General features: G+C 67.9%; 19 protein-coding genes. 6 read left to right on the forward strand and 13 right to left on the reverse strand.

The annotated features are described in order from the left end of the window. Position 1: 1 nt before the first annotated feature. Positions 2 to 373: a GtrA family protein gene (locus IFT82_RS12950; RefSeq protein WP_192127369.1), complete on the reverse strand. Its 372-nt coding sequence runs from the start codon at positions 371 to 373 to the stop codon at positions 2 to 4. A gap of 125 nt (positions 374 to 498) precedes the next feature. Between IFT82_RS12950 and IFT82_RS12955 the strand changes: the two genes are divergently transcribed. Both IFT82_RS12955 and IFT82_RS12960 read left to right on the forward strand, forming a co-directional pair. Next, on the forward strand, positions 499 to 2,283 hold the full coding sequence (locus IFT82_RS12955; protein WP_192127428.1) for an AcrB/AcrD/AcrF family protein: 1,785 nt from the start codon (positions 499 to 501) through the stop codon (positions 2,281 to 2,283). 62 nt (positions 2,284 to 2,345) lie between these two features. Continuing rightward, positions 2,346 to 2,522, forward strand: coding sequence for a hypothetical protein (locus IFT82_RS12960; RefSeq protein ID WP_192127371.1), 177 nt, complete (start codon positions 2,346 to 2,348; stop codon positions 2,520 to 2,522). 54 nt (positions 2,523 to 2,576) lie between these two features. Here the strand turns inward: IFT82_RS12960 and IFT82_RS12965 are convergent, their stop codons facing one another. From IFT82_RS12965 to argH, 10 genes are all read right to left on the reverse strand, one after another. Next, positions 2,577 to 3,200 (reverse strand): MarC family protein, encoded by a 624-nt coding sequence (locus IFT82_RS12965; protein ID WP_192127373.1) that lies wholly within the window; start codon positions 3,198 to 3,200, stop codon positions 2,577 to 2,579. Next, positions 3,197 to 4,078 carry a bifunctional methylenetetrahydrofolate dehydrogenase/methenyltetrahydrofolate cyclohydrolase FolD gene (gene folD, locus IFT82_RS12970; RefSeq protein ID WP_192127375.1) on the reverse strand — a complete coding sequence of 294 codons (882 nt, stop codon included), beginning with the start codon at positions 4,076 to 4,078 and terminating at the stop codon, positions 3,197 to 3,199. The genes IFT82_RS12965 and folD overlap by 4 nt, the downstream gene beginning before the upstream one ends. Continuing rightward, entirely contained in the window at positions 4,075 to 4,389 is a 315-nt protein-coding gene (locus tag IFT82_RS12975) for a DUF167 family protein (protein ID WP_192127430.1), read from the reverse strand. The genes folD and IFT82_RS12975 overlap by 4 nt, the downstream gene beginning before the upstream one ends. Next, positions 4,373 to 4,672, reverse strand: coding sequence for a YggT family protein (locus IFT82_RS12980; RefSeq protein WP_192127377.1), 300 nt, complete (start codon positions 4,670 to 4,672; stop codon positions 4,373 to 4,375). Before IFT82_RS12980 ends, IFT82_RS12975 begins: the two co-directional genes overlap by 17 nt. A 79-nt stretch (positions 4,673 to 4,751) precedes the next feature. Then, a complete protein-coding gene (gene argB / locus IFT82_RS12985) occupies positions 4,752 to 5,666 on the reverse strand; it encodes an acetylglutamate kinase (protein ID WP_192127379.1) in 915 nt (304 codons plus the stop codon). Positions 5,667 to 5,686: 20 nt separating this feature from the next. Then, positions 5,687 to 6,637, reverse strand: coding sequence for a CorA family divalent cation transporter (locus IFT82_RS12990; protein ID WP_446740971.1), 951 nt, complete (start codon positions 6,635 to 6,637; stop codon positions 5,687 to 5,689). Further along, the gene (locus IFT82_RS12995) at positions 6,637 to 7,398 is read right to left on the reverse strand and encodes a precorrin-2 dehydrogenase/sirohydrochlorin ferrochelatase family protein (protein WP_192127383.1); all 762 of its coding nucleotides are present in this window, start codon (positions 7,396 to 7,398) and stop codon (positions 6,637 to 6,639) included. Before IFT82_RS12995 ends, IFT82_RS12990 begins: the two co-directional genes overlap by 1 nt. 10 nt (positions 7,399 to 7,408) lie before the next feature. After that, the gene (lysA, locus tag IFT82_RS13000) at positions 7,409 to 8,671 is read right to left on the reverse strand and encodes a diaminopimelate decarboxylase (protein WP_192127385.1); all 1,263 of its coding nucleotides are present in this window, start codon (positions 8,669 to 8,671) and stop codon (positions 7,409 to 7,411) included. Continuing rightward, on the reverse strand, positions 8,668 to 8,901 hold the full coding sequence (locus tag IFT82_RS13005) for a hypothetical protein (RefSeq protein WP_192127387.1): 234 nt from the start codon (positions 8,899 to 8,901) through the stop codon (positions 8,668 to 8,670). The genes lysA and IFT82_RS13005 overlap by 4 nt, the downstream gene beginning before the upstream one ends. Then, the gene (argH, locus tag IFT82_RS13010; protein ID WP_213014362.1) at positions 8,898 to 10,262 is read right to left on the reverse strand and encodes an argininosuccinate lyase; all 1,365 of its coding nucleotides are present in this window, start codon (positions 10,260 to 10,262) and stop codon (positions 8,898 to 8,900) included. The genes IFT82_RS13005 and argH overlap by 4 nt, the downstream gene beginning before the upstream one ends. Before the next feature lie 16 nt (positions 10,263 to 10,278). On the opposite strand from argH, the gene IFT82_RS13015 reads away from it, so the two are divergent. The 4 genes from IFT82_RS13015 to IFT82_RS13030 all read left to right on the forward strand — a co-directional run bounded on the left by IFT82_RS13015 (position 10,279) and on the right by IFT82_RS13030 (position 18,101). After that, positions 10,279 to 10,875, forward strand: coding sequence for a TlpA family protein disulfide reductase (locus tag IFT82_RS13015; protein ID WP_244646730.1), 597 nt, complete (start codon positions 10,279 to 10,281; stop codon positions 10,873 to 10,875). A gap of 238 nt (positions 10,876 to 11,113) precedes the next feature. Beyond that, positions 11,114 to 12,985 (forward strand): methyl-accepting chemotaxis protein, encoded by a 1,872-nt coding sequence (locus IFT82_RS13020; protein ID WP_192127393.1) that lies wholly within the window; start codon positions 11,114 to 11,116, stop codon positions 12,983 to 12,985. 437 nt (positions 12,986 to 13,422) lie between these two features. Next, entirely contained in the window at positions 13,423 to 16,314 is a 2,892-nt protein-coding gene (locus IFT82_RS13025) for a TonB-dependent receptor (protein WP_192127395.1), read from the forward strand. Between the two features lie 83 nt (positions 16,315 to 16,397). Next, entirely contained in the window at positions 16,398 to 18,101 is a 1,704-nt protein-coding gene (locus IFT82_RS13030; RefSeq protein ID WP_192127397.1) for an alpha-L-fucosidase, read from the forward strand. 151 nt (positions 18,102 to 18,252) lie between these two features. Here IFT82_RS13030 and IFT82_RS13035 read toward each other — a convergent pair whose 3' ends face one another. Beyond that, positions 18,253 to 19,389 (reverse strand): MlaA family lipoprotein, encoded by a 1,137-nt coding sequence (locus IFT82_RS13035; RefSeq protein WP_244646731.1) that lies wholly within the window; start codon positions 19,387 to 19,389, stop codon positions 18,253 to 18,255. 224 nt (positions 19,390 to 19,613) lie between these two features. Beyond that, on the reverse strand, positions 19,614 to 22,469 hold the full coding sequence (locus IFT82_RS13040) for a hybrid sensor histidine kinase/response regulator (protein WP_192127399.1): 2,856 nt from the start codon (positions 22,467 to 22,469) through the stop codon (positions 19,614 to 19,616). Between the last annotated feature and the right edge of the window lie 1,166 nt (positions 22,470 to 23,635).

The raw sequence follows: 23,635 nt of genomic DNA on the forward strand, positions 1-23,635 counted from the left end.
GTCAGGCGAATACCCAGAGGCGGTTGAGGGCGAAGATCACGAGCGGCGTCACGAACAGCACCGGCACCAGCGGCCACCACCACGGCCCCGCCAGCATCGCGTCGTCGGTCAGCAGGAACACCCAGCCGGTGTTGATCGCATAGCTGATGAGCGAGACCAGAAAGAAGCGGATCGTCGTCTGCCGCATGTCGGCGCCGTGGCCACGAAAGCTCCACCGGCTGTGGATGACGTAGCCGGCCAGCATCGCGACCAGATAGCCGGCCAGATTGGCGACCTGTTCGGAGGTGACGCGGTATTTGGCGAGCGGCGAATAGACGATCGTGTAGAGCGCGGTCGTGATCCCGCCCGCGATCGCGAAGCGGAACAGCTGCATGAACAATTCGCTCTGCCGCCACCTGTCGATTCTGGATAACACCGCCACCGCTTGCCCTTTGCGCCGCCATCCGTAGAGCGGACCCCCGCGCTTAGAGGGCGCGACGACAAGGGGAAAGCGTTTTGATCCTGGATGGGGCGCCCGCGTTGCGGCGCGAGCTGGAGCGCCGCTGGCTCGCCTTCGTCGTCATCGCCTGGGTCGTGGCGTCGGCCTGGTTCGTGTTCGACCGGTGGAGCGCGATCCGCTGGCTGTCGCTGGGCGATACCGACGACAATATGCGCCTGATGCAGGTGCGGGCGTGGATGGCCGGTCAGGGCTGGTACGACCTGCGCCAGTACCGGATGAACCCGCCCGCCGGCTTCGACATCCACTGGAGCCGGATCGTCGATCTGCCGATCGCCGGGCTGATCCTGTTGTTCCGCCAGTTCACCTCGCCAAGCTGGGCGGAGCGGCTGGCGGTGGGGGTCGCGCCGCTGCTGCCGCTGGGCATCGTCATGGTGTCGCTGGCGGCGGTGACGCGGCGGCTGGTGGCGCCGGTCGCGTGGCCGCTCGCCCTGATCTTCCTGATCGCCAGCGCCGGTGCGACGATGCTGATGTTCATGCCAGAACGCATCGACCATCATGGCTGGCAGCTCGCCTGCCTGGCGGTGACGGTGGCGGGCCTCAGCGATCCGCGGCGCGGGCGCGGCGGCGCGCTGGTCGGCCTCGCCAGTGCGATGTCGCTGTCGATCGGGCTGGAACTGCTGCCCTATTGCGCGATGGCGGGGGCGATCCAGACGCTGCGCTGGGTGTGGGACCGGTCCGAGGAGCGCCGGCTGGAAATCTATGCGATCACGCTGGCGGGCGGCGGCGCGGCCGGCTTCGCATTGTTCGCCTCGGAGGCGAACCGGGTGATGCGGTGCGACGCGCTGACGCCGGTCTGGCTCAGCGTGCTGGTGGCGGCGGGAGCGCTGCTGTACCTGATCGCGCTGATCGCGCCGCGCACGATCGTGGTGCGCGCCGGGCTGGCGGTGGCGGCGGGGGCGACGATCGCGATCTGCTTCGCGATGTTCTTCCCGCAGTGCCTGGGCCGCCCCGAACAGGTATCGCCCGAACTGGTGCGGACATGGCTGTCGAACGTGCGTGAGGCCAAGCCGCTCTACATGCATCCGTTCCGCGTCGCCTTCGTGATCGCGACGCTGCCCGTCATCGGGCTGATCGGGGCGATCATCGGCACATGGCGTGCGCGGCGCACCCCGGAACTGACCGGCTGGGCGGCGGTGACGCTGTTCACCGCCTTCGCCGTCGCGATGCTGGCGTGGCAGGCGCGCGCCGGGCCGGCGGCGCAGTTGCTCGCGATCCCCGGCGCGGTCGCGCTGGCGGCGCTGGTCTTGCCGAAGATCCTCGGCCACCGGCTGATGGCGGTGCGGGTGCTCGGCACCGCCGCGGGCTTCGTCCTCATATCCGGGTTGTTCGCCGGCTACGTCGTCCGCTGGTTGCCCGCCAAGGCGCAGGCCAATGCCTATACGAAGCGCGTCAACGCCGCGACGGGCGAGTGCATGCGCACTTCGCGCCTGCTGATGCTGAACGCGTATCCGGCGGCGACGGTGTTCAGCTTCACCGATCTGGGGCCGCGCCTGATCACCGTGACGCACCACAATGCGATCGCCGGCCCGTATCACCGCAACGGCGACGCGATCCTCGACGTGCAGCACGCCTTTGCCGGATCGCCCGCCCATGCGCGCGCGATCATGAAGCGGCACGGCGCGACGCTGCTGCTGGTCTGCCCGAACATGAGCGAGGCGACGATCTATCGCGCGCGCAACCCCGGCGGCTTCTACGACCGGATGGCGCATGGTGAGAAGTTCGGCTGGCTGACGCAGCTGCCGCTGCGCAAGGGGGCGCCGTACCGGCTTTACCGGATCGGGTAGGAAACGATCCGTTTCGGACCTTGGTGGCCCTTTACCATCGCGTTTTGCGTACAGGCGCGGCCATGCAACCGATGTCCCCCTCCGACCGCCGGCGCGCGCTGGCGGCGATGATCGCCGAATCGCTCAGCCTCGCGGATGCGCTGGGGCTGGGCATGGTCAGCCTGTCGCTCAACGGCGCGCTGGAGGACCTGACCGGGCATGGCATGCCGCCGCAGGGGTATGAGGCGACGGCGCACTGAGCCTGCCGCCGTCGTCGTCGTCATGGCGACGCGGTGCCCCCGCCATGACGGCGATCAGCGCAGCGCCACTTCCACCCCGTCGATCACGAACTGCACCGCCAGCGCGGCGAGCAGCACCCCGAGCAGGCGGGTGATGACCGCCTCGATCTTGGCCCCCAGCAGCCGCATGATCGGCCCCGCCGCCAGCAACGCCACCAGCGTCAGCGCAAGGATCGTCGCCAGCGCGGCCAGCACCACCAGCGTGCGTTCCAGCCCGTCGTTGCGGCTCATCAGCAGCATCACCGACGCGATCGAGCCGGGACCGGCGATCATCGGCATCGCCATCGGGAAGATCGAGACGTCCTCCGCCTCTTCGGGGATTTCGGCGACCTTGGCGGCGCGATCCTCGCGGCGCTGGGTGCGCTTCTCGAACACCATCTCCAGCGCGATCAGGAACAGCATGATGCCGCCCGCGATGCGGAAGCTGGCCAGTTCGATGCCGAGGCCGTGGAGCAGGTCCTCGCCGACCAGCGCGAACACCAGCAGGATCGCGGCGGCGACGCCGACCGCGCGGATCGCCATCGCCTTGCGGTGCGCGGGCGATGCCGCCGCCGACAGCCCGGCATAGATCGGCGCGCAGCCGGGCGGATCGATCACCACGAAGAAGGTGATGAGCGACGAGACGAACAGCTCGATCATGACGCCGTATCGACCGGGGCCGCCACCACCCCCTCGCGCCGGCAGGCGGAGACATAGGTGTTGCGGAGCAGGCAGGCGATCGTCATCGGCCCGACCCCGCCCGGCACCGGCGTGATCGCGCCCGCGACGGCCACCGCCTCCGCGAAGTCGACATCGCCGACCAGCCCGGTTTCGGTACGGTTGATGCCGACGTCGATCACGGTCGCGCCCGGCTTGATCCAGTCGCCCTTCACCAGCGCGGGGATGCCGACCGCCGCGACGACGATGTCGGCGGCGCGGACCCGCGCGGGCAGATCGCGGGTGCGGCTGTGCGCGACGGTGACGGTGCAGCTTTCCGCGATCAGCAACTGCGCCATCGGCTTGCCGACGATGTTGGAACGGCCGATCACCACCGCGTCCAGCCCCGACAGGCTGCCATGCACCGATTTCAGCAGCATCACACATCCGAGCGGGGTGCAGGGGACGAAGCCCGGCATCCCCGTCGCCAGCCGGCCGGCATTGACCGGGTGGAACCCGTCCACGTCCTTGTCCGGGTCGATCGCGAGCAGCACGGCCTGCGCATCGACCTGTGGCGGCAGCGGCAGTTGCACTAGGATGCCGTCGATCGCGGGATCGACGTTCAGATCGGCGACCAGCGCCAGCAGCGTCGCGGTGTCGGTGTCGACAGACAGGCGATGCTCGACGCTTTCCATTCCCGCCTCGCGCGTGGCGCGGCCCTTGCTGCGGACATAGACCGAGGAGGCGGGGTCCTCGCCGACCAGCACCACCGCGAGACCGGGGGCGCGGCCGGTGGCGGCGCGGAAGGCGGGAACGTGGCCGGCGATGGCGGCGCGGAGGCTGGCGGCATGGGCCTTGCCGTCGATGATGGTGGCGGTCATGGTTCGCCCGCATAGAGGTTGCGCGCGGTTTCTGCCAGCGTGGCGGGATCGCCGGTGACGCGCAGCCGCTTCAACCGGGCGGTGTCGCCGGCGACGATCGTCACCGCGCGCTTGGGCACCGCGAAGGCGGCGGCGACCAGCGCGATCAGCGCGGCGTTCGCCTTGCCGTCGACCGGGGCGGCGGCGATGCGGGCCGCCAGCCATGGCCCCTCACCACCGCCCAGCCGGTCACGGCCCCCGCGCGGCGTGACGCGGACCGCGACGACGATGCCGTCGGCGGTCGGCGTCCAGGGATCAGGCGACGCCGATATAGCTGGCCGCGATGTTGGGGATCACGATCTCGCCCAGGATGTAGACGATCAGCAGCACGATCATCGGCGACAGGTCGAGCGCGCCGAAATCGGGCATGACGCGGCGGATCGGGCGGTACAGCGGCTCCGTCATCCGGCCGAGTGCGGTCCAGACCGTGCGGACGAGATCGCTGTGCGTGTTGATGATGTTGAACGCGACCAGCCACGACAGGATCGCCTGGATGACGATGATCCACCAGACGATATTGAGCAGCAACTGGGCGATCTGAAGAAGCGCGATCAAAGGGGGAGCCTCCGGTGGGGATACGTCACTCTATAGGAAGCCGCGGGGCTGCGTAGAAGCCCCGTGCCGATATCGCCGGTCAGCGTGCGCCCGCCTTCGCGCTGACCAGCGTGCCCGCGCCCGCCCGGGTGAAGATTTCCAGCAGCATTGCGTGCGGCACGCGCCCGTCAAGGATCACGGCGGCGTCGACGCCCGATTGCACCGCCGCCACGCACGTCTCGATCTTGGGGATCATGCCGCCGGTGATGGTGCCGTCGGCGCGCAGTTCGGCAACGCGGGCAGGGTCGAGCGAGGTGAGCAGCTCGCCCTGCTTGTCGAGCACACCCGCCACGTCGGTCAGCAGGAAGAAGCGCGCCGCGCCCAGCGCCGCGGCGATCGCGCCCGCCATCGTATCGGCGTTGATGTTGTAGGTGTGGCCGTCCGCGCCGATCCCCACGGGGGCGACGACCGGGATGATCCCCGCACTGGACAGCGTATCGAGGATGCGGCGATCGACGGCGATCGGTTCGCCGACGAAGCCCAGATCGACATGGCGCTCGATTCCCTGGAGCGGATCGGGGTCCATCCGCCCGACCTTCTCGGCCAGCACCAGCCCGGCGTCCTTGCCGGAGATGCCGACCGCGCGGCCGCCGGCCTGCCCGATCCAGCCGACGATATCCTTGTTGATCGATCCGGCCAGCACCATCTCGGCGATCTGCGCGGTTTCCTTGTCGGTCACGCGCAGGCCGTTGATGAAGCGCGATTCGACGCCCAGCCGCTTCAGCATCGCACCGATCTGCGGCCCGCCACCATGGACCACCACCGGGTTGATGCCGACCGCCTTCAGCAGCACCACGTCCTCGGCGAAATCGCGCTGCAGTTCGGGATCGCCCATCGCGTGGCCGCCATATTTCACGACGAAGGTCTGCCCCGCGTAACGCTGCAGATAGGGCAGCGCCTCGGTCAGGGTTTCCGCCTTGGCGAGCAGATGGGGATCGGGCGTGTGGTCGGTCATCCCGGCCCCTTAGCCACTCCTCAGCGGGTGAACCAGTGGCGCTGCACGAAGTAGATCACCACCCCGGCCGCGATCACCGCGCACAGGCCGGCGATCGCATCGAACGCCCAGGGTTCCTGCGCATAGGGCAGGTTCGCCACGTTCATCCCGTACAGCCCGGTGATGAAGGTCAGCGGCAGGAACACCAGCGCCGCGATCGAGATGACGAGCGAGCGGGTGTCGATCTGTTCGGCGCGCAGGTCCGACAGCGTCTCGTGCATCAGCGCGGAGCGTTCGCGGATCGATTCCAGCTCCTCGGCCATCCGCGCGGCACGATCGGCGGCGGCGGCGAGGTGGAGCCGATCGTCGTCGCCCAGCCAGTCGCCCGGCAACGCCGCCAGCTTCTCCAGCGCGGCGCGTTGCGGGCTGAGGAAGCGGCGATAGCCGATCGCGGCGATCCGCACCTTGCTGACGGTGCGGCGCAGTTCGAAGATGCGGCTGGCGTCGATCCGCTCCTCGCAATCGTCCAGTTCGTCGCCCAGCTGCGCGACATCGGGATCGAGATCGGCGGTGATCGCGGCGGCGAAGGCGGTGATGAGGTCGCCGGGATCGTGCAGATGCCCGCCCTTCGCCTCCGCCTTCACCATGCCGACCGCGATCAGCGACTTGCGCGTGACCGAGAAGACCCGGCCCTTCTCCGCCCAGATGCGGACCGAGGCGAGCAGATCGCCGTCCAGCGCCGCCTGCGAGCGGCCGCGCAGGTTGAGGAACGCCCCCTCGCCGAACGCCTCGCAGCGGGGACGCGTTTCGGTCGCGGTGAGGGCGTCGACGACGTAATCGTCCAGCGCCGCGCGTCCGTGCAGCCAGCCGCGCGTCTCGTCGTCGATCTGCGGCAGGTGTATCCAGACGAGGTCGCCACGCACCGCCAGCGCCTCGTCCGGAGTGATCGCGGTGGCCTGGCCCCGGACGAAGCGGACGCAATACGCCTCCATCACCATGCCATCCGCACATCGACGGTCAGGCCCGGCCCCGCGTCCGCCGCCCCGACGATCCGCGCGGCATCGGCGCGGGCGCGGTCGAGGATCGCGGGCGGCACGTCCGTGCCGTGGAACACCCGGTCGGCATTGGCGAGCAGACGGGCATGGCGCAGCGTCAGGTCGTCCGGATCGGCGGAGGTCAGCATGATCGACTCCAGCCGTTCGGGCGCGCCGCCGGCGGCGATCGCCGCGACCATGTCGACACCGGCATGATCGGCCAGCGGATCGAGCGGGCCGCCCGGTGCCAGCGCCGCACCGATCGCGCGGCGGCGCGCGCCCATGTCGGGCAGCGCGGCCCGCAGACCGGCGCGCGCGGCGTGCATCCCGCGCGCCAGATCGCCGAGCGTCGCGGGCAGCAACGCCTCCAGCCGCTGGCGCAGCGCCGCCGCCAGCCCGGCGGAGACGCCACCGGTGCCGATCGCGACCAGCACCGGATCGCGGTCGACGATCGCGGGCAGCGTGAAATCGCAATGATCGGGCCGGTCGACCGCGTTGACCAGCACCCCGCGCGCCTTCAGCCGGGTGACCGCCGCCAGCGCCACATCCTCCTCGTCGATCGCGACGATGGCGAGCGCCGCCTGTGCCGCCTCGCCGACGACCACCGCACCGGCGCGGTCGAGCAGGCGGCGCTTGGCGTCCGCCGCCTCGCCCTCGCCCAGCAGGATCACCGGTCGGCCCGCCAGCCGCACGAACAGCGGCAGGCTGTGCAGGCTCATGCCCCCGCCCTCACCCTTGCAGCCAGTCCGGCACGCGTTCGGCGGCGATCAGCGTCTCGGCCGCCACCCGGTCGGCGACGACGGCGAAGCGGTCGCCATCGACCAGCACCTCGGGCACCAGCGGCCGGCTGTTATAGGTCGACGCCATCGTCGCACCGTACGCGCCGGCGGTACGCAGCACGGCGAGGTCACCGGACACGACACGGTCGATGTCGCGCCCCATCGCGAAGGTGTCGCCGCTTTCGCAGACCGGGCCGGCGATGTTCGCCGTCATCCGCTCGCCGGTGGGGCGCACCGCGACGAAATCGTGATAGGCATCGTACAGCGCGACGCGGGCGAGGTCGTTCATCGCGGCATCGACGATGACATAGGGGTGGACGACGCCGGGCTTCACCCAGATCACCTCGGTCACCAGCACGCCGGCATTGCCGGCGATGACCCGGCCTGGCTCGAACATCAGTTCCGCGTCCCAGTCGGCGGTGACGCGCGCGACCATCTCGCCATATTCGGCCGGACTGGGCGGCATGTCCCCCGCCTTGTAGGGCACGCCCAGACCGCCGCCGAGATCGACATGGGTGATGGTGTGGCCGGCGGCGCGCAGCTCGGCGACCAGTTCGCCGAGGCGGACATAGGCGGCTTCCAGCGGCTTCAGGTCGAACAGCTGGCTGCCGATATGGACCGCGACTCCGCGCAGGTTCAGCCCCGGCAGGCCCGCCAGCCGATCGAAGATGCCGGGTGCCTGATCCACGGCCACGCCGAACTTGTTCTCCTTGCGCCCGGTCGAGATCTTGGCGTGGGTGCCGGCATCGACATCGGGGTTCACCCGCAGCGTGGCGGGCGCGCGCAGGCCGCGTTCATGCGCCAGTTGCGCAAGGACGACGCCCTCCTCCTCCAGTTCGAGGTTGAACTGGCCGATCCCCGCGTCCAGCGCGGCGGCGAGTTCGGCGCGGGTCTTGCCGACGCCGGAGAAGACGATGTCACTGGCCGGCATCCCGGCGGCCAGCGCGCGCCGCATCTCGCCGACCGAGACGACATCGGCGCCGTAACCCTCGTCGGCCAGCACGCGCAGCACCGCCAGATTGGGGTTCGCCTTGATCGCATAGGCCAGGTGCTTGCGCGGCACCCCGGCCAGCCCCTCGCGGAACACGCGCGCATGGCGACGCAGCGTCGCGGCGGAATAGATGTAGACCGGGGTGCCGACCGCCTCGGCGATCACCGGCACGGCCACGTCCTCGACGTGCATCACGCCATCTGAATAATCGAAATGGTTCATCGCGGTGGCAGATCGAACTCGTCATTGCGGCGTTGGTCGGAACGACGAAGCAGTTCGTCGCTGCGCTGCGGGCGCTGTTGCGGGGTGGGGGTGAGCAGTTCCTGTGGCGTCGGCGTAGCGCGTGCGCCCACCGGCGCGACGGGCAGCGAGCTGCCCTCCGGCGGTTTCAGCCCGGCGGCGGAGCCGCACCCGGCGAGCAGCAGCGGCAGCGCGATCAGGACGGGCCTCATGCCTCTCCCCTCGCCGCGGCAATCGCCGCGCGGACATTGACGGGGGCGGTGCCGCCGAAGCTGGTGCGGCTGGCGACCGAGGCATCGACCGACAGCACGTCGTAGACCGAGGCATCGATGCGGCCGTCGATCGCGGTCAGTTCGTCCAGCGACAGCGCGTCGAGGCCGATGCCCAATTCCTCCGCCCGCTTCACCGCGCGACCGGTGACGTGATGCGCCTCACGGAACGGCAGACCCGCCTCGCGCACCAGCCAGTCGGCCAGATCGGTCGCGGTGGAGAAGCCGGCCTCCGCCACCTGCCGCATCCGGTCGGTCCGGAAGGTGGCGCTGTCGATCATCCCGGTCATCGCCGCCAGGCATAGGCCCAGCAGGTCGTGCGCCTCGAACACCGGCGGCTTGTCGTCCTGCATGTCCTTCGAATAGGCGAGCGGCAGGCCCTTCATCGTCACCATCAGCGACGTCATCGCGCCCATGATCCGCCCGGCATGGCCGCGCACCAGCTCGGCCGCGTCGGGATTGCGCTTCTGCGGCATGATCGAACTGCCGGTCGACCATTGATCGGACAGCGCGACGAAGCCGAAGGGCTGCGACGCCCACAGCACGAATTCCTCCGCCAGCCGCGACAGGTGCAGCGCGCACTGGGTCGCCGCCGTCAGGTAGTCGAGCGCGAAGTCGCGGTCGCTGACGGCGTCGAGCGAGTTGGTGGTCGGTCCGTCGAACCCCAGCGCCGCCGCCGTCGCATGGCGATCGATCGGGAAGCCGGTGCCCGCCAGCGCCGCCGAGCCGAGCGGACAGCGGTTCAGCCGGCTACGCGCATCGGCGAAGCGGCTGATATCGCGCGCGATCATTGCGTGATACGCCATCAGGTGATGGCCCAGCGTCACCGGCTGCGCGGATTGCAGATGGGTGAAACCGGGCATCACGCTGCCGGCATGGCCCTCGGCCCGCGCCAGCAGCGCGACCTGCAGCGCGGCGAGCGCGGCCAGCACCTGATCGATCGCGTCGCGCACCCACAGGCGGAAATCGGTCGCGACCTGATCGTTGCGGCTGCGCGCGGTATGCAGCCGGCCGGCGACCGGGCCGATCGCCTCGGCCAGCCGTGCCTCGGTCAGCATGTGGATGTCTTCCAGCGACAGGTCGTGGGGGACGCCGTTCGCCGCGTAATCCGCCGCCACCGTCTCCAGCCCCGCCGCGATCGTCGCCGCATCTTGCGGAGACACGATGCCCTGCTTGCCCAGCATCGCGACATGCGCCAGCGATCCGGCAATGTCCTGCCGCCACATTCGCTTGTCGAACGGCAGCGAGGCGTTAATCTCGCGCATCACCGCCGAGGGCCCTTCCGCAAAGCGGCCGCCCCACATGGCATTGGAGGATTTCATGCGTTCGTCGATCATTCCGGTCCTGCTCGCGGGCCTGCTGGCCGCGTGCGGCGATAAGCCCTCGGCCCCGGCGGGGCAAGGCAATGCGGCGAGCACCGCCAGCGCGGACGAGGTGAGCGCCGACGAGGCACCCCCCGCCGCTGCCGCCGCGCCCCGCAGCGGCTCGTTCGATCGGACCCATGCGGGCGAGGCGGCGCCGACGCTCGGCTTCCTCGATCCCGCCGGCAAGCCGGTGACGCTGGCGTCGTTCCGGGGCAAGCCGGTGCTGCTGAACCTGTGGGCGACGTGGTGCGGCCCGTGCGTGAAGGAACTGCCGACGCTGGATGCACTGGCCACACGTGAGGCGGGGCGGCTCCATGTCGTGACGCTCAGCCAGGACATGGACCCGGCCAAGGTTGCGCCCTTCTTCGCCGCCCGGAAATTCACGACGCTGAAAGCCTATACCGATCCCAAGATGGCATGGGTGCCCGCGGTGGCCAGCAACCTGCCGACCAGCATCCTGTACGATTCGGCCGGGCGCGAGGTGTTGCGCACGGTCGGTGACCTCGACTGGACCGGTGAACCGGCGACGAAGGCGATCGCGGCGGTCGGATAGCGTCGGCGACCGGGGAATGGCGGGGACGTTGCATGTGCGACGTTCCCCGATCCGGCGGCATGACGGAATCGCCAGGAGCCGGGTCCAATCCTCAGTGCGGCCGGTTCCGACACGGTTGATTAGTATACCAAACAACGATGCCAGACGTCCATCGAAGCCGATCTCGTCCTACACCTAGAGGCGGGGTGCACGCCAACCGCGTGCCACCCAGACCAGCGAGGCGACTTAGGGACCCATCATGACGTCACTCAACAACCTGAAGATATCGATCAAAATATCCCTCCTGCTGTCGCTGATCGGAATCGTCGCCCTGGGCCTGGCATGGACATCGTCCAGCCGGCTGATGGCGGCCGATGCCCGGTACGGCAATCTGATCGCACATACGATGGAACCGACCATTCACCTCGCCCGCGCCAACCGGTCATTGCTGAGTATGAGCTACCGATCGTACCAGACGCTGGTCTATGACGGCGGCTCGCCAAAGGCCCGCGCCGCTGCCGAGGCCGAGAAAGCGGCGTTCGACGCCGCCATCGGATCGCTGAACCGGGCCAAGGCGGGCGACCCCGCCGCTGCGACGATCATCGACGATTTCGCCAGGGAACTGACGGCCGTGCAGGACAGGTACGCGCAGGGCGTCGCGTTGGGTGTTCGCAACGACAACGATGCGGCGCGCAGGATGCTGCAGGACGGCGACGCGCTTGCCGACCGACTGCAGGTGCGGTTCGCACCCTATAACGAGAAGCGGATCGATTTCGCCAAGACCTCGTCCGCCGATCTCGCCGCGTCGAACCGTCACACGTCGACGACGCTGATCGCGGTGGCGATCGTCAGCGTGATCGCCGGCTTGGGGCTGGCGATGGTCGCGACGCGCAAGGGTATCACGGGGCCGCTCGACCGGCTTCGCGGCCAGATGGCCGACATGGCCGGCGGCCGTTACGACGCCGGAATCGTCGGCGTCGATCGCGGTGACGAGGTTGGCGCGATGGCCAGGGCGGTACAGGTGTTCCGGCAGGACGGCATCGCCAAACAGGCGGCCGATCAGGCAAAGGCCCGCACCGATGCCGAACAGAAGATGGTGGTCGACACCGTATCGGCGCACCTGTCCGACCTGTCGAACGGCGACCTGACCGCGACGATCGACACGGATTTTCCCGCCGACTATGCGGCCCTGAAGGCGAATTTCAACGAGGCGCTGGACAAGCTGCGCGACCTGATCGGGTCGGTGTCGGACAGCGCCGCCACGATCCGTACCGGTTCCGGCGAGATCGCGCAGGCCTCCGAAGACCTCGCGCGGCGGACCGAAAGCAACGCCGCCTCGCTGGAGGAGACCGCCGCCTCGGTCACCCAGATGGACGGCCGCCTGCGTGCCTCGGCGGTGGCGGCGACGCGGACGGTGGAGCGCGCCGATCAGGCGATCGCCACGGTCGGTGGCGGTCGCGCGGTGGCCGACGAAGCGGTGCAGGCGATGGGCCGGGTGTCGGACAGCGCCAAGGGCATCGACTCGGTGATCGAGGGTCTCGACAAGATCGCGTTCCAGACGCGGGTGCTGGCGATGAACGCGGCGGTCGAAGCCGGCCGGGCGGGCGATGCCGGGCGCGGCTTCGCGGTGGTGGCCGATCTCGTCTCCGCTCTCGCGATGCGCGCCGAGGAGGAAGCCAAGCGGGCGCGCGACCAGCTGACGGTCACGCAGACCGATATCGTCACCGCGGTCGAAGCGGTCACCAAGGTCGATGGCGCACTCGCCAACATCTCGGACGACGTGACGCAGGTCCACCAACTGCTGGCGACGATGGCAACCGACAATCAGGCGCAGTCGGCGGCGATCACGCAGATATCCGTGGCGATCGGCACGATGGACCAGTCCACCCAGCAGAATGCCGCGATGGTCGAGGAAACCTCCGCCGCCGCGCGCAATCTGGCGGGCGAAGTCGGCAATCTGAGCGAGCAGGCAAGCCGCTTCACCATCGGACATACCGGCGCGCATGATCGCGCGTCGGCGGGCAAGCCGGATTACGGCAAGCCGGAGGCTTACGGCTCACATATCCGTCCCCTGCCGGCGGGCGCCCTTTCCGCCATGGTCCGCACGGACGACGAATGGACGTCATTCTGACGTCCGCGATGCGCGGCCCAGACCCCCAGGGCTGATGCCTCCCCGGCCATGACGGCCGCCGCACGACCGATGCCACCGCCCCAGACCGGGGCGGTGGCATCGCAGTTCAGACGCGCCCGTCGCCCCCGCCATCGACTGTCACGTCGGGCCGTGACACCCACCCGACGGCAATACCGGCCCATCCGGACGCGATAGCCCCGATCCCGATCCCGGATAGCGAACGCTACCACTCCCATTGCTTTGGCAGGAAAGACTTTTATACAGGGTCCCGGCCGTGGATGCGCTCGATTATGATAGCGCTATCACGATCAAGATGACGGCGTAACATGCCTTGGGCTGGTGCAGTCCGGCCATGAAGCGCGCATCCAGGAGAGGAAAAGAACAATGCAATCGACTGTCATCGCCCTGTCGCCGCGCGCACGCCCGAATCGCCAGCGGTGGTTGAACGCCTGTGCATCGTCGGCGCTGCTGGCCTTCGGCATTTCTCCCATGGTCGCGCTCGCCCAGACGACCGTTCCGGTCGCGAATGGCGACACCGGTCAGATTCAGCCCGGACAGGCGACGGCAGCGTCGGCGGCCAGCCACCCCGCACTGGCACGGCTGGCGAGCCGGCCCCTGCCGCACAGGCGCCGATCGGCACCGAAGCCGCCAGCGACCCCGCCGAGGGCGACGACATCGTTGTTACCGGTATCCGCGCCAGCGTGCGATCGGCGCAGCAGATCAAGCGCAACGCCGAACAGATCGTGGATTCCATCGCGGCCGAGGATATCGGCAAACTGCCCGACCGTAACGTCGCCGAGGCGTTGCAGCGGATTTCCGGCGTGCAGGTGGAACGCAGTTACGGCGAGGGCAGCGCGATCGCCATTCGCGGCCTGACCCAGGTCCGCACCGAGGTGAACGGCCGGGACAGCTTCACCGCCAATGGCGGCCGTGGTCTCAGCCTCGAAGACGTGCCGTCCGAATTGCTGGCGGGTATCGACGTCTACAAGAATCCGTCGGCCGATCTGGTCGAGGGCGGTATCGGCGGCCTCGTCAACCTGCGCACGCGCAAGCCGTTCGATTTCGCGGGGGCGAAATTCGCGGCGAGCTTCGGGCTCAACCATTACGATCTGGTGGACCAGACGGAGCCGCAGGCCAGCGCGCTGGTCAGCTATCGGTGGAACACGCCGATCGGACAGGTCGGCATCCTCGCCAACGTCTCTTACCAGCGGACCGCGTTCCGGCAGGATACGGTGTCCACCGAACCATTCTACACCTTCGGCGCCGGGACCGACCTCGGCCCCTTCCCGGGCCGTGGCAACGCGACGACCACCGTTCCGTCCGGCGCCGGCATCGGCCAGGTACAGGGCGACCGCCAGCGCTTCGGCACCGATATCGCGGTGCAGTGGCGGCCGACCGACCGGCTGGAATTCACGGGCGAGATGTTCCGCGCGGAATACAACTTCGTCTTCCGCGACTATTCGTTCTTTGCGTTCACCGGCACCAGCAACATCATCCCGTCCACGATCGATCCGCCGCAGTTCGACAGCAACGGCGAATTCATCCGCGGATCGTTCGTCGACGTACCGACCGCGTCCAACACCAGTTTCTCGACACGCGATTCGGTGACCACCGATTACTCGCTGAACGGCAAGTGGAATCCGACAGACCGGCTGAACGTCAGCGCGGATTTCCAGTACATCAAGGGTACGTCGAGCGCGGATCGCGCGATCGTGTCGCTCAGCCCACCGAACACGACGGTGACGCAGGACCTGTCGGGCGCCGTGCCGGTGCTGACGCTGCCGACCGGCGCAGGGTTCACCAACCCCGCGAATTACGGCCTCGGCTATTATCTGGACAACATCGACGATTCGTCGGCGCGCGAATATGCCGGGCGACTGGATGCCGAATATAAATTCGACGGCGCGCTGAAATCGATCAAGGTCGGCGGGCGCTACACCAACCGGCGCGCGAACAACGCCTCGACGTCGTACCGCAACTTCGTGGGCTTTTTCGGCGGCCCCGGCACGCTGCCGGACTCCAGCTTCTACGAGGTGTTCGACACCAGCAGCTTCTTCCGTGGCCGGCCCGGCCTGTTCGGCGACGTGCTCGCCTTCCCGCTGGCCATCCTGAACGATTATGGTTCGACGCGCCGCAAGCTGGCGACGCAATTGCCGGACGCGGCGGCGGCGGCGTTGATCGCGGGTCAGTCCTATCTGCCCAGCGATCGCAACACCCAGGTCGAAAAGACCTATGCCGGCTATGCGACCGCCCGGTTCGGGCTGGACGATTTCGCGGTACCGTTCGACGGCAATGTCAGTGTGCGGGTGGTCCGCACCGAATCCCGGTCCAACGGCTTCCTCAGCCAGACGCCGCAGGTCCGGGTACTCAATCCCGATGGATCGCCGGCCTTCAACGGCGACGGCAGCCCCGCCTTCCAGAACGGCACGACCAGTTTCGATGCGGTGAACGCGGACAGCAACTATACCAAGTTCCTGCCCAGCCTGAACCTGCGGTTCCGCTTCACGGAGCGGCTGCAGCTCCGGCTTGCCGGATCGAAGGCGCTGACGCGGCCGGACTTTTCGCAGCTCAATCCCAACCTGAGCATCACGCAACCCAATCCGGCCACGCCGAACCCGGTCCGTCCGATCGCCACCGGGGGCAATCCGTTCCTGCGGCCGCTGGAAGCGGACCAGTTCGACGCATCGCTGGAATGGTATTTCTCCAACACCGGGCTGCTGTACGCAGCCGGGTTCTACAAGAAGATCGACGGTTTCATCGCCAGCACGGTGACCCCGGAAACCTACACGTTCGGCAACACCAGCGTCGTGTACGACGTCAATCGCCCGGCCAATGGCGACGACGGCAAGGTCAAGGGCATCGAGATCGGCGGCAACACCTTCTTCGACTTCCTGCCGGGGCTGCTCAGCGGTTTCGGCGTGCAGGCGAACTTCACCTATGTGGATTCGGAGGCACCGTCGCCGACCGCGATCGATACCGGCGGCGCCCGCATCACCGTGCCGCTGGAAGGGCTGTCCAAGTACAGCTACAATCTGATCGGGCTGTACGAAAAGGGCCCGGTGTCGTTCCGCGCCGCGTATAACTGGCGCAGCCGGTACGTCCGCACGACGGCGGGTAACGGCACGCGCAACCTGCCGATCTACTCGAACGCGTTCGGCCAGCTCGACGCATCGGTCACGTACAGCTTCAACGATCATGTCGCGTTCACCGTCGACGGCACCAACCTGACCAACACGCGGCGCGACACCATCTTCGGGCTCGACACGCGGCCCCGCGATTCGGTCCTGAACGACCGCCGGATCAGCGGCATCCTGCGGCTGAACTTCTAAGGGGCGGCAGGGCGCCTGGATCGCTACCACGCGTCCGGGCGCCCTGCCCTTGGCACGACCGGCAAGATACTGGGGATTGCACGATGACACCGATCGATCGCCGCACCGTGCTGGCCGGCGCCACCGCACTGGGCCTGAACCCGCTTCCCCTCGCGGCGCAGGGCACGACGAATACCGCCGCCGCGCCATCGTCGCCGCAGGCGGCGCTGCGCCCGGTGACGGTGCCCGCCCCGCGCACCTTCACCGCCGACTGGGCGTCGCTGGCCGCCGGCTACACCGCACCGGACTGGTTCCGGGATGCCAAGTTCGGCATCTGGGCGCATTGGGGCGCGCCGTCGGTGCCCGCCGCCGGCGACGACTGGTACGCGCGCAACATGTACCTGCAGGGGCACCCCTCCTACGCCCATCACCGCGAACATTACGGCCACCCCGCCGATCGCGGGTTCATGGAGATCCAGCATGCGTGGAAGGCCGAACGCTGGGACCCCGCCGAACTGCTCGATCTCTACAAACATGCGGGCGCGCGCTATTTCATGGCGCTCGCCAATCATCACGACAATCTCGACTGCTATGCCTCGTCCCATCATGGCTGGAACACCACCCGTGTCGGGCCGGGGAAGGACATCATCGGCACCTGGGAGAAGCTGGCACGCGCGCGGGGCCTGCGCTTCGCGGTGTCGAACCATTCGGGTCACGCCTGGCACTGGAACCAGCCGGCCTATGGTTATGATCCGGAAGGCCCCCGGCGCGGCGAGCGCTACGATGCCGCCAGGCTGACACGCGCCGATGGTCGCGGCACGTGGTGGAACGGGCTCGATCCGCAACAGCTATATGGCGGGGCGACGATGCGGATGCCCGACGATATCGGGTCGATCGCCGAGGCCAATGCCTGGCACGCCGCCACCGACGGGCTGTGGAACGAGGGTCCGTCTCCCGACCCGGCATTCGTGAACCGCTGGCTGCTGCGCTGTCGCGAACTGATCGACCGTTACCAGCCGGACATGCTGTATTTCGACAACCACGACCTGCCGCTCGGTCAGGCCGGGCTGGATATCGCCGCCTATTTCTACAACCAGAATATGCGCCGCAACGGTGGCCGGCTGGATGGCGTCTGCACCGCGAAGGAAACCCCGCCCCAGCGCCGCATGGGGCTGGTCGATGTCGTGGAGCGGGGGCAGAAGGGCCATATCGACCCCTATCCGTGGCAGACCGAAACCTGTCTCGGCAACTGGTTCTATGGCGAGCAGTATCTGCGCGACAACCGCTACAAGACGCCTGCCAAGGTCCTCCACACGCTGTGCGACGTCGTCTCGAAGAACGGCAACATGATGCTCAGCGTGCCGATCAGGGGCGACGGCACGATCGATGCCCGGGAACGCGAGATCGTGGAGGCGATCGGCGTCTGGATGCGCCGTTACGGCGATGCGATCTACGCCACCCGGCCCTGGCGCATCCATGCCGAGGGGCCGACCGGTTCGGGCGGCGGCAGCTTTTCGGAGGGTGGCCAGGACACCGGCTATACGCCGCGGGATATCCGGTACGTCCGCAAGGGCACGGCGGTGCATGCGCTGGTGCTGGGCTGGCCCGAGGACGGCGTGGTGCGGTCGACCCTGCTGGGCGCCGCCAATCCGGTCGGCCGTGGGCGGATCGAGCGGGTGTCGGTGCCCGGCGGCGCGGCGCTGCCGTTTCGCCGCACCGCTGCAGCCCTGGAGGTCGATGTCCCCGCCGCGCTGCGCAACGCGATCGGCATCGCCCTGATCGTCGAGGGCCCCGGACTGACCGACTGAGCGATGGCGTGGGATGTCGGGCGGCGTGGGACGGCTGGCCCTGTGCCTTGCTTCCGCCTGCATCGAAGGCGGACAGGATCGCGATGCCGCCGGTCACGCCATCGCGATCGGCTTCGTCACCGATCGGACCCCACACCGGGGACATGGCGGATCACTGGCCCGAAGGGCCGCCATCCGATGGTGCCGGGGCAGGCGCCGGAGAACGCGGCCGCTCGGAGGTTTCCGAGGTCGACGTGTCCGGGATCGACGTGTTTGGGGTTGAAGGGGCCGGCTCCAGATCGCGGGGGACGAACGGGCGGACGCTCGGCGGCGGTCCCGTCATGCCGGCCGGATCGCTCTGGCCGCGGCCATGCAACCGGTCGATCTCGGCCTGCCGCCGGTTCAGGTAAAAGGCGCGGGACGCGGCATAGGGATCGGGCGAATTGTCGTGCAGGTCCTTCAGCGTCTGATCGAACTCGGACCGGTGGTCGAGCGCCCCGAGAACGCCGGCCGGTATCGCATAGGTCGCGCTGGTGAACGGACTGCCCACCGCCGCCGGCAGGATGAGGCGGTCGATCGCCCCGCCGAACAGGTCCCGGACGGTGGTCGGCCCCACCAGCGGCAGGAACAGGAACGGCCCGTTCTTGATACCGTAATAGCCCAGCGTGTTGGCGAACCCGTTCGAGCGTCGCGGCAGACGGAACGGCTTCCGCTTGGCGATATCCATGACCCCGACGGCGCCGATCGTGCTGTTGATCGCGAACCGGCCGACCGTCTCGACCGCCTTGCCCGGCTTCAACTGCAGCAGGAAGTTCAGAAAGACGATCGGTTCGCGCAGATTGTACAGGAAATTGTGGATGCCCGACCGGATCGGGCCCGGCACCGTCTTCTTGTACGTCCTGGCCACCGGGCCGACCACCGCACCATCCACCTTCTGGGTGACGGCGAAGGACTCGGCATTGATCGCGCGCAGGGGATCGCCTGCCGCTTCCTTGCGGCCGGTGACGACGATGTCGTTTTGCGGAGAATGGCCGGAGGGCAGCGCCTGCCCTGTCTGTGGCGGAGGCGGAGGGGTGGTAGGTGTTGCAGGCGTCGCAGGGTCAGCCGGCTCGGCAACGGGCGATGGTGGAACGGTGGTCGCGGCGGCCTGCGACGGGTCCTGACCGGGCGTTTCCTGCCCGACGGGCATTGCCTGCCCGCGCGCGCGCGGCAGGGCATCCAGGTCCATGTGGATCGAGGCGGTTGCGGCTGGTGGCACCAGCGCCGGCAATATCTCGACGGAACTGCCCGTGAGCAACAGCGCAACCATGACTACCGACATCGACGCTTGTCATCCTCTAAGCGGCTTCCGTCATCCTATGGAAGCCCAGTCGTTAACGACATGCTCCCTGATGCCCGCACGCGATAGGGCCAATCGTCACGGAGGGCGCCGGATCGATACCGAAACCCGCGCCCCCTTGTCGCGCGCACGCCGGGCTGCGGGGGCCAGATATGGGGCGGACGACGGGCCGCGCGAATGTCTCCGCTGTCGCCTCAGCCTTCGATCAGATCGCGTATGCGCGTCGCGAGGATGTCCATCCCGAACGGCTTGGTCAGGACATGCATGCCGGGGTCGAGATGACCATGGCTCAACACGGCGTTCTCCGCATATCCGGTGATGAACAGAACCTTCAGATCGGGCCGCACGACGCGCGCGGCGTCGGCGACCTGCCGGCCGTTCAGCCCGCCGGGCAGGCCCACGTCCGTGATGAGCAGATCGATGCGCAGGTCGGAGTTGATGACCTTCAGACCGGCCGCACCGTCCGCCGCCTCGATCGCGGTATAGCCCAGGTCGGTCAGGACCTCCGCGACGAGCATCCGCACGGTCGGCTCGTCATCCACGACCAACACCGTCTCCCCGGCCTCGGCACGCGGCGCCGCCCCGGTTTCGGCCGCGATGTCGGTCGTATCGGCCTCCCCTTGATGCCGGGGGAGGTAGACGCACACCATCGTACCCTGATCGACCTCCGAATAGATCGCCACCGAACCACCCGACTGTTTGGCGAAACCGTAGATCATCGACAGGCCAAGGCCGGTGCCCTCGCCGATCGGCTTGGTGGTGAAGAACGGATCGAACGCCCGGGCGATCACCTCCGGCGTCATGCCGGTACCCTTGTCGGACACGCACAGGAAAATATACTGGCCGGGGTCCAGACCACGCTCTGCGGCCATGCGCTGGTCCATCCAGCGGTTGCACGTCTCGATCGTGATCGTGCCGCCCTGCGGCATCGCGTCCCGCGCGTTGATGCACAGGTTAAGGATGGCGTTCTCCAGCTGGCTGGGATCGATCAGGCTGGGCCACAGCCCGGCGGCATTGACCGTCTCGACATCGACCAGAGGCCCGACCGTGCGGCGGATCAGGTCCTCCATGCCACTGACGAGGTGGTTGACGTTGGTGGGCTTGGGGGCGAGCGTCTGCCGGCGCGAGAAGGCGAGCAGCCGGTGGGTCAGTGCCGCCGCGCGCTTGGCCGCACCCTGCGCCGCGCCGACATAGCGTTCGACATCGGCCGTCCTGCCTTGGGCGATACGAATCTGCATCATTTCCAGACTGCCGGAAATGCCGGTCAGCAGGTTGTTGAAATCATGCGCGAGGCCACCGGTAAGCTGGCCGACCGCTTCCATCTTCTGCGCCTGTCGCAGCGCATCCTGTGCCGCCATGAGATCCGCGGTCCGCTCGGCGACGCGGACCTCCAGCGTCTCGTTAAGCTCCCGCAGCGCCTTTTCCGCGCTCTTGCGCTCGGTCAGGTCCAGCATCGCCCCGATCATCCGGATGGCGGCGCCTTCCTCGTTGCGGAAGACGTGCCCGCGGTCGAAGACATCGGCGAAACTGCCGTCGCCGCGGCGAAAGCGATACTCGGACGTCCAATGGTCGTCCGCCCCGGCGATGACGGCGTGGATATCGGCATCGACCCGTTCCCGGTCATCGGGATGGATGTTCCCGATCCACCAGTCGCCGGTCGGCTCGATCTCGTCCTCGGCATAGCCGAACAGCACCCGTACCGCCTCGTTCCACTCGACGCAGTTCGAGGCCAGGTCCCAGTCCCAGATCGCGTCGTTGGTCGCCTTGGCGGCCAGACGGTAACGCTGCTCGGTTTCACGCAGCGCGGCCTCGGCGCCGCGCCGTTCGGTCTCGTCGCGGACGATCTTGATGAACCCGGTGATCGCACCCTGCGCATCGTGCAGCGGACGAACCGAGCCATTGGCGAAGAACCGGCTTCCGTCGCGTCGAACATGCCATCGCTCGTCACTGGCACAACCCTCGTCGCGTGCCCTCGTCAATTCGTGCGTGGGAATGCCGGCGGCGCGATCCTCGGGGGTGTACAGGATATCGACGGAGCGGCCGCGAATCTCGTCGGCGGACCAGCCGAAGACGGTTTCGGCACCGGGCGTCCAGTCCATCACCCAGTTCCGGGTATCGACCGTGAATATGGAATGATCCTTCACCCCTTCCACGATACGGCGGTTACGCTCCTCGCTCTCCCGCAACTCGGTCTGCACCCGATGGGTCGCCGTGACATCCTGCCCTTCGACGAAGATGCCGGTCACGTGGCCGGCATCACCGACGATCGGTTCGTAGATGAAGTCGAGGATACGCTCCTCCCGGCTGCCGTCTTCCACCTCCAGCACAAGCGGGATGTGATGGGCGACGAAGCGCTCGCCGGTCTGATAGACGCGGTCCAGCAGTTCGTAAAAGCCCTGGCCTGCCAGTTCGGGAAAAGCCTCGCGCACCGTCCGGCCCACGAATTCCCGGTTGCCGAACAGGCGGCGATAGGTCGCGTTGGCGAACTCGAAGATATGCCCCGGCCCCTGCAGGATGGTGATGAACCCCGGCGCCTGTTCGAACAGACGCCGCTGCCGCCGGGTATCGGCGGCGCGGCGGCGCTCGGCCAGGATCTGATCGGTAATCTCGGTACAGGCGCAGAACACCCCTTCCACCGTCCCGGCCTTGCCCCGGACCGGCGTGTACGAGAACGCGAAATGGGCCTCCTCCACATACCCCCGCCGGTTCATCATCAGCGTGATGTCGTCCATATGGACAGGCAGGCCGCCATAGGCCTGCCGGACGATCGGGGTCAGGTCGGCCTCGATTTCCGCCCAGACCTGCATGAACGGGCGCCCCAGCGCGTGCGGATGCTTGTCCGCCAGAATGGCCGCATAGGCGTCGTTGTAGAACAGCGTCTGCGCCGCACCCCAGACGACGAACATGGGCTGGTTGGAACCGAGCACGATGCCCACCACGGTCTTCAACGGAGTCGGCCATTCCGCCGGCACGCCCAGAGCGGTGTCGCTCCAGTCATAGGCGCGGATGGCCGCCCCCATCTGGCCACCGTCGATGAGAAAACTCAGCATCTGATGTTCCGATGTTATGATGTCCGACCTGTCGGCCCGGCACGCCGTTCGTCGTTCGACGCCCGGTCCGGCATCTAGGCCGCGCGAGGGTCTCGCTCAATGAAACTTCGCCAAAAACGGCAAGATCTCTCCCGATATCCGGCATCGGCTCGACCGGTGGAGCCACGCCGGTGCCATGCGGTTTCAACGTCGAACCACGCGGGGTTTGTGGAATCCTCTACGGACTCCCCGGTTACTTATCCAAGTCGAAGGTGGATATCAGACCTTCGTATGGTCGTTATCCTGCCCACGACGGCAGCATATCCGACCGGTGCCATCCAACCTCCACCGCCTTCCCAACGATGCCATGCATCGCTGGGACTTCGGGCGGCTCCGCCAAGCGATGCATGAGGACAACCCTTTGCCACGGGAAACCAGCCGGCCCTTCACGGCGCGCGGCATCCGCTTCTTCTTCCCGGCACGAGCCGCGGGCGATGACAGGGCGCCAGGCCATGTCCGGGGCCGGCTTGGAAGTGATGGTGATGCCGGACGGTTCTTGCGAACCCTCCGTCCTGCGGATCCCGCTCGGAGCCTTCGACTTAACCCGCTCCATCAGGCTGGCCTGGACCGCGCCTATCGACGCGCAATCCGCCCCCCCATCGCCAGATCACCGCCGCACTGGACGCTTTGATTGCATCCATACCAGCCCTCACGATGGCGGCATCGATGGCCAGCTTCGATCGTCCCGTGTTTCGAGGGGTACCCGTTTGTGGGAAGAAGTACCGGAAACGGGCGGGATAGTGGCCGAGCTTCCACCCCAGACCCGCAAGCATGCGGTCGGGAAGACGCGCTGGCCCCGGGCGGATCATCGTTCGGAGCAAGATGCGCGGAAATCGACCACTGCCAAGCTCGGCAAGGCGGCAGGGAAAGCCGTCATTGGGAACCGTTGTAATCCGGTGTTATGAGAGCTGGCCCATCAAGGCGGTGGTGCTGACACCGGAAGACGGCGATCTTGCGATCGATTTGCGCAGTGAGCTTGCTGCGATGCTATCGCTATATGTTGGAGCATAAACGCAGCAAGCCCCGGAGCGTGTAGCTACCGAGGCGGTGGTGTGTGGTGTATTGGGGGGATATGGTTGCGGGGACAGGATTTGAACCTGTGACCTTCAGGTTATGAGCCTGACGAG

Source organism: Sphingomonas sp. CFBP 8760, from assembly GCF_014841615.1.
Taxonomy (GTDB): domain Bacteria; phylum Pseudomonadota; class Alphaproteobacteria; order Sphingomonadales; family Sphingomonadaceae; genus Sphingomonas.

What these genes read in the sequence shown, in the direction of transcription:
- IFT82_RS12950 (WP_192127369.1), bottom strand. Translation starts at nt 373, where the DNA reads ATGCAGCTGTTCCGCTTCGCGATCGCGGGCGGGATCACGACCGCGCTC.
- IFT82_RS12960 (WP_192127371.1), top strand. Translation starts at nt 2,346, where the DNA reads ATGCAACCGATGTCCCCCTCCGACCGCCGGCGCGCGCTGGCGGCGATG.
- IFT82_RS12965 (WP_192127373.1), bottom strand. Translation starts at nt 3,200, where the DNA reads ATGATCGAGCTGTTCGTCTCGTCGCTCATCACCTTCTTCGTGGTGATC.
- folD (WP_192127375.1), bottom strand. Translation starts at nt 4,078, where the DNA reads ATGACCGCCACCATCATCGACGGCAAGGCCCATGCCGCCAGCCTCCGC.
- argB (WP_192127379.1), bottom strand. Translation starts at nt 5,666, where the DNA reads ATGACCGACCACACGCCCGATCCCCATCTGCTCGCCAAGGCGGAAACC.
- IFT82_RS12990 (WP_446740971.1), bottom strand. Translation starts at nt 6,637, where the DNA reads ATGGAGGCGTATTGCGTCCGCTTCGTCCGGGGCCAGGCCACCGCGATC.
- IFT82_RS12995 (WP_192127383.1), bottom strand. Translation starts at nt 7,398, where the DNA reads ATGAGCCTGCACAGCCTGCCGCTGTTCGTGCGGCTGGCGGGCCGACCG.
- lysA (WP_192127385.1), bottom strand. Translation starts at nt 8,671, where the DNA reads ATGAACCATTTCGATTATTCAGATGGCGTGATGCACGTCGAGGACGTG.
- IFT82_RS13005 (WP_192127387.1), bottom strand. Translation starts at nt 8,901, where the DNA reads ATGAGGCCCGTCCTGATCGCGCTGCCGCTGCTGCTCGCCGGGTGCGGC.
- argH (WP_213014362.1), bottom strand. Translation starts at nt 10,262, where the DNA reads ATGTGGGGCGGCCGCTTTGCGGAAGGGCCCTCGGCGGTGATGCGCGAG.
- IFT82_RS13015 (WP_244646730.1), top strand. Translation starts at nt 10,279, where the DNA reads ATGCGTTCGTCGATCATTCCGGTCCTGCTCGCGGGCCTGCTGGCCGCG.
- IFT82_RS13020 (WP_192127393.1), top strand. Translation starts at nt 11,114, where the DNA reads ATGACGTCACTCAACAACCTGAAGATATCGATCAAAATATCCCTCCTG.
- IFT82_RS13030 (WP_192127397.1), top strand. Translation starts at nt 16,398, where the DNA reads ATGACACCGATCGATCGCCGCACCGTGCTGGCCGGCGCCACCGCACTG.
- IFT82_RS13035 (WP_244646731.1), bottom strand. Translation starts at nt 19,389, where the DNA reads ATGGTTGCGCTGTTGCTCACGGGCAGTTCCGTCGAGATATTGCCGGCG.
- IFT82_RS13040 (WP_192127399.1), bottom strand. Translation starts at nt 22,469, where the DNA reads ATGCTGAGTTTTCTCATCGACGGTGGCCAGATGGGGGCGGCCATCCGC.